The sequence below is a fragment of the Niallia sp. FSL R7-0648 genome, assembly GCF_038007005.1.
Taxonomy (GTDB): domain Bacteria; phylum Bacillota; class Bacilli; order Bacillales; family Cytobacillaceae; genus Niallia; species Niallia circulans.
The window spans coordinates 174,383-185,006 of the sequence record NZ_JBBOWE010000001.1 but is presented as its reverse complement, the minus strand read 5'-3'; the positions used below and the strand labels follow the sequence as shown (position 1 = coordinate 185,006).

The window sequence follows — 10,624 nt, the reverse complement described above, 5'->3', positions numbered from 1 at the left end:
TGCTTTCTTCTTTATTTAGGATTCTGGCCTTGATCTTTTGTTGTCTGATTATTTTTCAGAAGAGTATCCTCTTGTGAAGATTCTTCTTTCATATCTTGCTCATATTTATTTAGCTCATTTTCAATTTCATCGATTTGTTGCTGACGCTCTTTACTGGTGAGCGAATCATCTCTCTGAACTTGAGCCTGATACTCTAGCAAAGCATACATGATAAGACTGCGATCTTCTAGAAAGCGAGCATTCTCCAAGGCAGCTTCGGCATCCCCTCTTCCAATATTAATCCAGTATTCATAATAATTAGAATCAGATTGAAGAGTAACTGTATTTTTTACAATATCCCTTTGTTTATCGGATAAGTCCGCACCAGATATATAGGCTGTTGCTAATTCATATTGCGCAACAGTCGGCAAACTATCAATATCATATGATTCAAGGCTATTGATTACATCACTGTAAGCATCCGCTAAAAAGTGTTGATGGGCGTCTAATATATGGTTATGTTTTGGCTGGAGAAAAAACAGGGTATAGATAGAGTAAATAATTGCTGGTACTAATAAAATGCTAGTTGCCCAAATGGCATATCTCATCCGTTTCCACTTATTTTTCGGAAGTTCGACCAACTGTTCATATTCCTCTTTTTCCTGTAAAAAAGCTTGATCAAGAACAGCTTGCAGATCATCATAATTATTTGCTTTCATAATCTCAGCTGCTGCTTCACTTAATTTCAATGTTTCATAATAGGCAATATATTGTTCAAAAGAATATTGATTATCAATCAATGCTGCTGTCATTGCTTTCAGCTGCAGCCATTCTTCCTCCCTATTGTCTTCATATGGAGGAATACTTTCTTTCACTCCATAATGGAGGAAATAAGGCGCCAAACCTTGATCGACAGCAATATTTTCTGGACATATAAATAAATGAAGACGGGATAAGGAGTGATTGCGGACATTTTCAAGCAATTGATGAGCAATTATGTATTGTTCCTTTTTTTTCAAAGAGAAGATTCCTTGATTATAAATAAAAGACTTAGGCAATTGAACCTCTATCTGTAATAAATCCTCCTGTTTATTAAGCTTTCTTTTAACTTGGCTATCTATTTCTTCTAAAAACGCTGCTTCCAGCAAATGATTCAGCTTAATTTTCTCAATTTGAAAATTAAATATAATTCGCTGGTCTTCCTTCTGGATAACAGCATCCAGCTTTTTTTCCATATATGATACATGTTCATTTGACATACTTGCTGTCTCCTTTATAATATTTGAATCTTGTCGCCTGTCATTACTCCGATATCTGCTAACCGCTTTTCTCCAGAAAAAACTCTCTTTTTATTCATTACCTTTATCCAATATCCGTTTCTTGGTGTATCTAGCCTGTTAGTTGTCTTCCAGGCAATATCCACTAACTTCTTCACTGTATGATAATTAGAGAGTCGAAGTTCTAAATATTCTCCATTATATTTGGAAAGATCTACCGTTACCTCAATGTACATGTCATCACCTCTTAAAAGAAAAGAGCGCCTCCATTTGTAGAAAAGCGCTCTTAAATAAACCATATTCTATCTTCCAATCTTATCCTCGAATCTGATTTGCAATTTGAGCGTCTGCATCTTCCAATGCTTTTGCTGTACTGTTTAATTGAGAAGAAATTTCTTCAAGCAACTGCTGCATGTCTACAAATGATGGTCTTAACGATTGATATTGTTCGCTAAACGCTCTGCTTGACTGACCTTCCCACATGCTTTCTAATTCTTGAATCATGTTGTCTAAGCGAGAAATTTGATCTCCCACTTGACTTCCTTCACTAGAATAGCGATTGGCCATACCTACTAATTCTTCTGGTGTAACGCGAATGATTCCTGACATATTATCTCTCCTTTTATTTTATATATATAACACACAATGAATGACATTATGCAGTTACCACAATTAAATAATCTTTTAAACTTAATTAAATTTATAAACTAACTATTTATAATCTATTAATGGCATGAAAATTAATTTGGCTGGTAGTCAATTTCATATTTACTTGCCAAATTCTTCATATCTTCATGATAGCTATTGATTAGTACAATGTATTCTTGTCCTTTTTTATTTGATTCTTCAATAAGTCCTTTATCCTTCTTTTCTAGTGCCTCTTTCTCTAGTATTAAAGCTTCATAGTACGTGCTAGTCGCTTCTTTGATTTTTGATTTCATCGGCTCTAGCTCTTCAGCAGACACTTGAAGTTCCTTCGCTTCGTTAACAGCTTTTTCATAAGTAGGAATTACCTTACTTGTCAGCACCTCATATAATTCCTCATCGGAATTGTAATTATCACCAGAAACGGTCGCTAATTGCTGATTCGCTTCTGTTTCATATGTTACTATTTTTTGGATGTCATTATTAATAAAGTCCACAATTTCCCCTTGTGTGTCTTTATAAGAAAGTTCTTCTTTATTAACATTTCCCTTTGTCTCTTGCCTTTCTGAAGTAGATGAATCATTGCTACAGCCAACAAGCATCAATACTACAGTAATTATGCTGTAAAATAATTTAGTCAAGATGCGATACCTCTCTATTCTATGATTCTATCAATCTAGGATCATCTTTTATGAAAGCATTACGGCGTTTTAGATACTTCTTCTTTTGCACCAATTTAATAATGGTCATCATCAACAGACCGACAATAATTCCTGATAATGCATAAAGCTTTACGACAAAAAGCAAAATGATATAGACAAAGAAACTGACTAAAAATAGCGAGTAGATTACTAGGAGCAGAGCATTAAAGACCTGTAGCTGAGCTATTCTGCCTTTTTCCTTTGTATTTGTTCCTGAATCTTTCTTCAAATTAGCTAAATAATGAAATTCAGACCATATAATGTGATATGGTTCCCAAAAAAAGCTAACTATCTTTTTCATCACTTTTCATCCCTTAGATGCAAGGAATTTAACTTTTCTCTCATTAATTTTTCTCCCTCTGATTCAAACCCTTTAAAGATGACTTGTTTGATTTGCTCATGATTGAAAAAAACATTGGTTTCATCAGAAATATGTCCTTGTGGATAAGGACATGCCACATATTGCCAAATTTTGTTTTTTTCTGCTTGCTGCTGCATTCTCCCATAAATCATCAAAGGCTGTGAAAATATGTCAAGCAATACAATTGTTCCAATTGGTAATAATTCAGTTCCTTTATCAATGATTAATGAGTTGACCTCTTGTGACATAGTACTTTCTCCTTTTACTAATAAATTTCTTTATTCCTCTTTTTCAAAACTTATGCCCAGCTTTACTCCTAATAGCAAGCGAAGGTCGAGAACAATTTCTTTACCTACTTTTGCCTCTCCACCTACTCCAAAAGCAGAAGCTCCTACAGTTCCTTTAATCGTATAGTCTGTAAAAGGGATTGGCACTATGCCAGAGACTTCTCCTTCCGCAACGGCAGCTTTTGCTCCAAGACCAACGGAACTGCCATCAACCCCGGCAAAGGCATTGGCTTTTAAAATTTCCCCTTTTGCTTCTAATCCAGTGCTTCCTACAAAGTCAACCTCTTTATCTATCTGAGATTTTACTTGTGCTGTATAAACTGCTCCGCCTGCTTTAGCAATCGGCAGAATACTGCTCCCCCCAATACTTGCCTGGCCTTCTGCAAATAGAATATCTTGGCTGAAGCTACTATCCAGAATAGTTGTATCGTGTTCTATGCCAACATGAATGCCACTGAAAGAACTAGCGCCGCCAAGCTGGCCACTTCCATTTTTCAAGTCATCGAAACCAGACCAGTCATTTTCTATCTTTCCAAGTCCGCCTTCTGCAGAAAGATCCCCTTTTGTTACTTTGTCTCCGACTAGAAATCCGTCCTCATTAATTACCTTCTCTACTTCCTGCTTCTCTGATGGAGTATAATTTAATCCCAGCCAGCTATATGGATATTGTCCATATGCATCTAATAGAAAGATGGATTGGGAGGAATCGGTACAATAAGGAGGTTTACTTTCAAATCCGCTGTTAGATGGCTTTATACTAGAAACCAATAAAAAATGGCTAGTGCTTGTTAAAAGGTTATATGGACTGAAATGACGAATCAGTTCAGGATTAAAGTTAACTTTTGTGTTTAGCTCTGATAAATAACTTTGCATGATTGCTAATTCACTTTTTATTTCATTAAAGGAATCAGCATTTTGCCGATCTATGGTTTCAAGCTGATCAATGGTTTCCTCTATTTTGTCTTTAGCAGTTTTAATCTCGCTATTAAACATGGACTCATCAAGACTAGCTAAAGAAATAATATCGGCGATCTTTTCCATTACGCTATTTCCATCTGCGATGACATCATTTGTATAGTTTTGCACGGACGTTAAGCGCTCTGAAAGCTCTCCCTGTAAAAACTCCTGCCGAATAACTCCATCTTCATTTGGCTCAAAAGAATGTATTGCCTCTCTGCATTGAGATATTTTTTCTTGATAATCTTGAATAACTTGTTTTAGTTTCACTAGAAAAGGCTTATGACTAGATTCATAAAAGAATTTAATCGATTCAGCACCTTTTCCTTGAAAGGAACCATCCAAACCTACTAGTTCCATCACAGATTGCTCTAAAGAATGAATCTGCTCTACCTTTTCATTAAAGGATTTTATTGTTTGGCTTAAATACTCTTCTAGACTTGCAACCTCTAATACTTTCATCTTAGTACCTCTGAAGAAATAGCATCTCTCAGTGCTTCATCTGTTTCCCTCATCAATGTTACAGAACTTCTTACTGTGCTGGCATTTTTCAGCAAAAGGGTTTTATATTCATTTATTATTTTTACAAATGATGCATTCACTTCTTCTAGTTCCGTTAATAAATCTAACTTATTATTCTTAGCATTATTTTCTGGCAGATTTGCTTGAAATGCAGTTATGTTAGTATCCATTTTTTTTAAAACACTTTCTATCCCACTATAATCAAACTTTATTTCTCCCATATTTTCACCACAACTTTACTACTAGAATTTAGAAAAAATAAATAAAATTATCTGCAGGAAATGCTCTCATTTAAGAAGAATAATTTCATCTAATTCTTTTCCTGTCTTCTTCTCATTTCCTTTTCTCTTTCTTCTTCGAGTTCATGGATAGTATGTCTTATGCTGCTCATTTCACTTTGCAGACTGTTAATCTTTTCGCTGATTTCCGAAAGCCTATTAGGTAACTGTTTTATTTCAATATCTTGATATTGTTGAAAAGCTCCCTTTGTTCTTATATTTTCAAATTCTACAGCTAATGTCCCATGCCAAGTTGAAGCTGATAAATCTGGCTTGACAACATTATCACTATAACTTGTCATTTCATGTTTAATAGCCTGCAGATCAGATTTCCCATTCTTTAGTCTGCGAAGCTGGTCTTCCTTCTCTTGCAACAACCCATAATAATAGAATATAGACAAGTAAGATCACCCTTTCTGGTGCTATTCGTCTTAATAACTATGTATTTTTTTTACGTGATGACGCCTCTTAAACCCCCTTCTTTTTTCAATCTTTTTCATTGTAGCATACCTAAAATATGGAATAATGATAAAAATTATCTAATTATTCCATATTCATCTTAGGTAAATAGCATCAAATTGACTTAGAATCTCTGTATAGGTAAGTATCTAATAGCCTAATTGCTTGCTGATAGCTCAATCTGTAAATAAATTCCGTTTTTTCTCCAATACCCTGTCTTTTTAGTTTTAAACACATTTTAAACCAAAAAGTGAAAAATAGGTCAATTGGTATAGTTATCCTTCCTATTAATCAAAAAAGCAGGAACCAATCCATGTCGGTTACTTTGAGCAAGAAGTGAAAGAGTCCAACTATAACACTTTTTCCGAAGAGATCTAGAGCGAATTTCCAAGTATGAATCAAGCGGAAGTCCGTGCTGCTCTAGCAAAATGTGGATTAACAACAAAGCATATTGAACAAATCGAAGTCCTTTCTAGTGGAGAAAAAAGCCAAGGTCAGCTTGTGCAAAATTTTAAACCTAGAAACGAATTTATTAATACTAAACGAAGCTGCCAGTCAATTATATGTAGATGCACAAAAAAGAAGAATTGAAGCGTGCTTTAAAGGAATATCACGGAAGCATCTTAATGGTATCCCACAAACCTGATTTCTATCATAAAATCGCGACTGATATTTGGAATTGTGAGGATGGACAACGCAAGTATTTTAAATAAAAGATAAGGGTTCCAGCTAAACCATCCTTCCATTTGTAATACCATGAATCATCATAGATGGCTATATTGAGTTCGTTCGATCATATGCCGGCAAAAAAACACTTACAATTTCAATATATAGGAATACTTTCAGGATTTTAACCAATGATAAAATAGATTAGAAGTTATATTCCTAAAGGGAGTTTCGAAAATGGTGTTAAAAGAAAAAATTTCTTTAAACCAATTATTCCACATTGTTATTGGATTTAATTTGGGGAGTTCTCTTATTATCGGGATTGGGATAAATGCAAAACAGGATGCCTGGATTGCTGTTTTATGCTCTTCCATTATTGGCATTTTCATCGCATTATTTTATTACCATTTCCAAGAAATATTGCCCAATAAACATTTTTCCGAAATGCTTGAATACATATTAAATCGTCCCATTTCTATTTTTATTACATATATCTATACACTCTATTTTTTTTATTTAGCAGCTAGGGTTATTCGTGATTTTGGAGAATTGGTTACAACCTTTATTCTCCCTAACACTCCGATAGAAGTCTGCAGCTTAAGCTTGGTGATTATCCTTACATACATCATATATTTAGGGGTGGAAGTCCTTGGAAGAGTAACAGAAGTATTTACACCATACGCTATTCTTTTTATTATCCTTGTGACCATTCTATTATTTGGTAATCATGACATAAAATTAGAGCGAGTTACGCCTATTTTAGCTACAGGGGTTAAGCCCTTGTTAAATACCATTTTCCCATATGAGCTCATCAGACCATATGCTCAATTATTTGCCTTAACATTTTTATTTTCTCATTTACCTAAACAACAATATGCAAGACACACACTAATTTATTCTGTCCTTTCATCAGGATTCTGGTTAACAGTAGGTACATTCATTGTCACAACTTCCTTAGGACCATCTATTGCATCTCGCAGTACTTTTCCTCTTGTAAGTGCAACCAGATTAATTAGCATAGGTGATTTCTTACAAAGGGTAGATGCATTCGCCATATTTATTATTGCATTAGGTGTAGTAATTAAAATTTGTATTTTTTCCTTTGCTGCCTTAAAGGGGCTGGAATATATCTTTAAGCTCCCTTATCGCGTATTAGTCATTCCAATGATGTGTATTTTAACCATCTGTTCATCTTTTATTAGCATAAACTTTTCTGACCATATTACTGAATCAAAAACCGTAGTTCCTTATTTTTTAAGCTTACCTTTATTTTTTCTTCTTCCGAGCTTATTTATGGTATTAGCCTTAATAAAAAAGAAAAAGGATGCTTAGACAAGTATCCTTTTTTGAAAAGTTATATTGGCAGGGGATGTGGTCAATGTGTACATACCTTGCATAAAAAGGCTGTTATATCAACGATAATTGTGCCACACATTCGACGTGCGCCGTTTTGGGTTTGAGTTTCATAGCCCAAAGCAAACGTACGTTCTAATGTTCATTCTCAGTATTTGACTCAAACTTTAGAAAATATGTTTCGTTCTATTTCAAATTTAAAAAGTTAAAATGTGGTCAAGTGGGCAGAATTCTTTCATGGTTATAATGGATGTTTCAACTCTTCGCAACTTCAACCATACATTCTTACATGCCTTTTAGTTAGGAATGAATTATCATATTGTTTCTTAACTGAAAGTTTCAGATTACAAATATCAGAAATAATATAGTTGTTTAATTTACAATAAAGAGTAATATAGTTGTTTTTAAATTTTTCTTTCATTAAAAGGTTAGTTGAATAGAGAAAAGCAAAAACACCCCCTAAATCACAATTAGATTCAGGGGATATTTCTATACCAAGTGAAATACTTCTCTTAGTAGATTTTTTACTTAATTCCTAGTTAATTTTGATCTAATCGAGTCTTTAAGAGGATTTTTCCCAATTCAATCTTTTATTTAAACTATACAATTAAAGAGATTCTGATGCTGCTATTGTTTATATTGTTCCATTTCAAGTAGGCTGAGATCAAATGATATCTTTTTCGACCATTGTCAATACAATCTGGACTGAATTCCAAGCAGCCCCTTTTAATAAATTATCTGATACAATCCATAGGTGGAAACCATATGGATTGTCAGGATCTTTTCGAACCCTTCCAACAAACGTTTCTGTTTTTCCGGCTGCATAAATAGGCATTGGATATAGTTGATTACTTGGAGAATCCTGCAAAATAACGCCTGGTGCCGAAGATAACACATTTCTTATTTCATCAACAGTTGCTACTCGTTCCAATTCAATATAAACAGATTCAGAGTGCCCACTTACAACTGGCACTCTGACACAAGTGGCAGCCATTTTTAGGTTAGAATCTTCAAATATCTTCTTGGTTTCTTGAATTATCTTTACCTCTTCAAAGGTGTAATCATTTTCAGTAAATACATCTACTTGCGGTATTACATTAAAAGCAATTGGATAATGTTTTTTATCTTTTTTTGCAGGCATTATAGAAGCGGTAACCTCTTCGCCCGCAAGTAATTTCATTGATTGATTTTTTAACTCATTGATTGCATGTATTCCAGTTCCTGATACAGCTTGATATGTTGAGACAATAATTCTCTCTAAACCAAATAATCTTCTAATCGGCTGAAGTGCTGTTACCATTTGTAAAGCAGAACAATTTGGTACTGCAATAATACCCTTGTGTTTAATAAGTGTATGTGCATTCACTTCTGGAACAACAAGTGGAACTTCAGTTGACATACGATATTCGCTAGTATTATCAATCACAACTGCGCCACTATCGACCGCGGATCTTACCAATTGTCTTGAAACTTCTCCGCCTGCACTAAAAAATGCAATATCAACATCCTTAAAGCTTGTTTCCTTCGCTTCCTTAATTATGATTTCTCGACCTTTAAAAGAAATTTTCTTACCAGCAGATCGCTTCGATGAAAGAAGAGTGACTTCATTTATATCAAATTGAGTTATATTCTCCAGCAAGTTAATAATTTTCTGGCCAACTGCACCAGTAGCACCTACAACAGCGATATGATAGCTCTTTTTCCTCATATTATTTCTCCTCCGATAATCAATTTTAGAAGTGGAATAGATTTTTTTCTTTATTCCTACTCTTACTATAATGGAAGAGTTATTATTTGATAAATTGAAATATATGATATAATCATTCATAAATTATGATACTAAAAAGAGGTTTAACTATGGAAATGAGACATGTTAAGACTTTCTGTGCTGTCGTTAAATATGGTGGATTCTCAAAAGCAGCGCGCGAATTAGACTATGCACAATCCACTGTAACAACGCATATTAAGGCTTTGGAGAACGACTTACAATCTCCCCTTTTCGATCGGTTAGGAAAAAAAATACTTTTAACAAAAGCTGGGCATTATTTTCATCCTTATGCGTTAGAGTTACTTGCGATTTATGAAAAAGCACAAGAAATCCCACAAGACAGCAATCATCCTGAAGGTACGCTTACTATTACTGCGAATGAATCTCTAGCTGTCTACCGTTTACCAAATATCCTAAAAAAATATAAACAAATAAATCCTAAAGTGAATATTATACTTGACACGGGAACAAATGAACAAGCAATTAAGAAGCTGAGAGATGGAGAAACAGATATAATTTTTTTGATTGGACAATCAATGGAATACGATGAGTTCATTACGACTACTTTGTTTGATGAGACCTTAGGTTGGGTTTTACCGGCTGACTTAGCTTTATGTGATAATCCATTAAAGATATTAAAGGATTATCAATTTATCTATACAGAGAGAAATTGTGGGTACAGAACCATGGTGGATAACTACATACGTATGAGTGGACAGATGCCTGACAAAACATTTGAAAGTTCAAGTATTGAAGTTATTAAACAATCAGTTTTGTGCGGGTTGGGCCTTGCTATTCTCCCTTATATTGTTGTGAAAGAAAATTGTAACAATAACGAATTAATCTTTAAGCCAATTGAATCATCACAACTTATTAAAAGTAATGTGATTTATCATAAATCCAGGTGGATATCTCCAGTGCTACAGTCTTTTCTTAGTATATTAAAAAAGAAGAGCAATATACTGTATGATTAAATCCTAGAACTGGATGACATAGAAAAATCATAAAAAGTAATGAAAATGGCCCTTCGCAAAAGTTACGAGGACCATAATTTAATTTTCTCAACACAAACCGGAAAACCAATTTTCCCTCGAGCATTAACAACAGAGTTTAATAAAGCAATGAAAACTGCCAATGTTCAAAAAATCCGTTTTCATGATTTGAAGCATATTCATGCTACCATGTGCCTAGAAGCAGGTATGTCTTTAAAGTTCGTCTTGGCCATAGCAGTATAAAAACAACTGGCGATGTTTATGCTCATGTCACCGAATCAATGAAAGAAAAATCAGTCGATCTCTTTGAAAAATTCATCTCTAAATAATTTTATTTGCAGGTATGTGGTCAATGTATACATACCTTGCATGAAAAGCT

The 10,624-nt window shown here is 34.2% G+C and carries 13 protein-coding genes and 1 pseudogene; 4 read left to right on the top strand and 10 right to left on the bottom strand.

The genetic code is table 11. The features are described from left to right. Positions 1-11 precede the first annotated feature (11 nt). The 9 genes from essB to NSQ89_RS00915 all read right to left on the bottom strand — a co-directional run bounded on the left by essB (position 12) and on the right by NSQ89_RS00915 (position 5,408). The gene (gene essB, locus NSQ89_RS00955) at positions 12-1,238 is read right to left on the bottom strand and encodes a type VII secretion protein EssB (protein WP_047941686.1); all 1,227 of its coding nucleotides are present in this window, start codon (positions 1,236-1,238) and stop codon (positions 12-14) included. Between the two features lie 14 nt (positions 1,239-1,252). Continuing rightward, positions 1,253-1,492: an EsaB/YukD family protein gene (locus NSQ89_RS00950; protein ID WP_047941687.1), complete on the bottom strand. Its 240-nt coding sequence runs from the start codon at positions 1,490-1,492 to the stop codon at positions 1,253-1,255. Between the two features lie 79 nt (positions 1,493-1,571). Next, complete coding sequence (locus tag NSQ89_RS00945; protein ID WP_047941688.1) at positions 1,572-1,865, bottom strand: WXG100 family type VII secretion target; 294 nt, start codon at positions 1,863-1,865, stop codon at positions 1,572-1,574. 131 nt (positions 1,866-1,996) lie between these two features. Next, complete coding sequence (locus tag NSQ89_RS00940) at positions 1,997-2,542, bottom strand: hypothetical protein (RefSeq protein ID WP_341132085.1); 546 nt, start codon at positions 2,540-2,542, stop codon at positions 1,997-1,999. Between the two features lie 19 nt (positions 2,543-2,561). Further along, a complete protein-coding gene (locus tag NSQ89_RS00935) occupies positions 2,562-2,903 on the bottom strand; it encodes a hypothetical protein (RefSeq protein WP_341132084.1) in 342 nt (113 codons plus the stop codon). Then, positions 2,903-3,211 (bottom strand): DUF4176 domain-containing protein, encoded by a 309-nt coding sequence (locus tag NSQ89_RS00930; RefSeq protein WP_047941690.1) that lies wholly within the window; start codon positions 3,209-3,211, stop codon positions 2,903-2,905. The genes NSQ89_RS00935 and NSQ89_RS00930 overlap by 1 nt, the downstream gene beginning before the upstream one ends. 30 nt (positions 3,212-3,241) lie before the next feature. Further along, entirely contained in the window at positions 3,242-4,669 is a 1,428-nt protein-coding gene (locus tag NSQ89_RS00925) for an LXG domain-containing protein (protein ID WP_341132083.1), read from the bottom strand. Further along, the gene (locus NSQ89_RS00920) at positions 4,666-4,950 is read right to left on the bottom strand and encodes a DUF5344 family protein (protein WP_047941692.1); all 285 of its coding nucleotides are present in this window, start codon (positions 4,948-4,950) and stop codon (positions 4,666-4,668) included. Before NSQ89_RS00920 ends, NSQ89_RS00925 begins: the two co-directional genes overlap by 4 nt. Positions 4,951-5,039: 89 nt before the next feature. Then, positions 5,040-5,408, bottom strand: coding sequence for a YwqH-like family protein (locus NSQ89_RS00915; protein ID WP_047941693.1), 369 nt, complete (start codon positions 5,406-5,408; stop codon positions 5,040-5,042). 370 nt (positions 5,409-5,778) lie between these two features. Here NSQ89_RS00915 and NSQ89_RS00910 point away from each other — a divergent pair. Then, positions 5,779-6,175 (top strand): annotated as a pseudogene (locus tag NSQ89_RS00910) (ATP-binding cassette domain-containing protein); the annotation flags it as partial. A gap of 194 nt (positions 6,176-6,369) precedes the next feature. Further along, positions 6,370-7,464: a GerAB/ArcD/ProY family transporter gene (locus tag NSQ89_RS00905; RefSeq protein WP_235850134.1), complete on the top strand. Its 1,095-nt coding sequence runs from the start codon at positions 6,370-6,372 to the stop codon at positions 7,462-7,464. Positions 7,465-8,149: 685 nt separating this feature from the next. Here the strand turns inward: NSQ89_RS00905 and NSQ89_RS00900 are convergent. Further along, positions 8,150-9,193: an aspartate-semialdehyde dehydrogenase gene (locus NSQ89_RS00900; protein WP_341132082.1), complete on the bottom strand. Its 1,044-nt coding sequence runs from the start codon at positions 9,191-9,193 to the stop codon at positions 8,150-8,152. Between the two features lie 125 nt (positions 9,194-9,318). Between NSQ89_RS00900 and NSQ89_RS00895 the strand changes: the two genes are divergently transcribed. Together NSQ89_RS00895 and NSQ89_RS00890 are read left to right on the top strand one after the other, a co-directional pair. After that, positions 9,319-10,227, top strand: coding sequence for a LysR family transcriptional regulator (locus tag NSQ89_RS00895; RefSeq protein WP_082810077.1), 909 nt, complete (start codon positions 9,319-9,321; stop codon positions 10,225-10,227). Between the two features lie 45 nt (positions 10,228-10,272). Beyond that, the gene (locus NSQ89_RS00890; RefSeq protein WP_217989373.1) at positions 10,273-10,488 is read left to right on the top strand and encodes a tyrosine-type recombinase/integrase; all 216 of its coding nucleotides are present in this window, start codon (positions 10,273-10,275) and stop codon (positions 10,486-10,488) included. Positions 10,489-10,624 lie beyond the last annotated feature (136 nt).

What these genes read in the sequence shown, in the direction of transcription:
- essB (WP_047941686.1), bottom strand. Translation starts at nt 1,238, where the DNA reads ATGTCAAATGAACATGTATCATATATGGAAAAAAAGCTGGATGCTGTT.
- NSQ89_RS00950 (WP_047941687.1), bottom strand. Translation starts at nt 1,492, where the DNA reads ATGTACATTGAGGTAACGGTAGATCTTTCCAAATATAATGGAGAATAT.
- NSQ89_RS00945 (WP_047941688.1), bottom strand. Translation starts at nt 1,865, where the DNA reads ATGTCAGGAATCATTCGCGTTACACCAGAAGAATTAGTAGGTATGGCC.
- NSQ89_RS00935 (WP_341132084.1), bottom strand. Translation starts at nt 2,903, where the DNA reads ATGAAAAAGATAGTTAGCTTTTTTTGGGAACCATATCACATTATATGG.
- NSQ89_RS00930 (WP_047941690.1), bottom strand. Translation starts at nt 3,211, where the DNA reads ATGTCACAAGAGGTCAACTCATTAATCATTGATAAAGGAACTGAATTA.
- NSQ89_RS00925 (WP_341132083.1), bottom strand. Translation starts at nt 4,669, where the DNA reads ATGAAAGTATTAGAGGTTGCAAGTCTAGAAGAGTATTTAAGCCAAACA.
- NSQ89_RS00920 (WP_047941692.1), bottom strand. Translation starts at nt 4,950, where the DNA reads ATGGGAGAAATAAAGTTTGATTATAGTGGGATAGAAAGTGTTTTAAAA.
- NSQ89_RS00905 (WP_235850134.1), top strand. Translation starts at nt 6,370, where the DNA reads ATGGTGTTAAAAGAAAAAATTTCTTTAAACCAATTATTCCACATTGTT.
- NSQ89_RS00900 (WP_341132082.1), bottom strand. Translation starts at nt 9,193, where the DNA reads ATGAGGAAAAAGAGCTATCATATCGCTGTTGTAGGTGCTACTGGTGCA.
- NSQ89_RS00895 (WP_082810077.1), top strand. Translation starts at nt 9,319, where the DNA reads ATGATACTAAAAAGAGGTTTAACTATGGAAATGAGACATGTTAAGACT.
- NSQ89_RS00890 (WP_217989373.1), top strand. Translation starts at nt 10,273, where the DNA reads ATGGCCCTTCGCAAAAGTTACGAGGACCATAATTTAATTTTCTCAACA.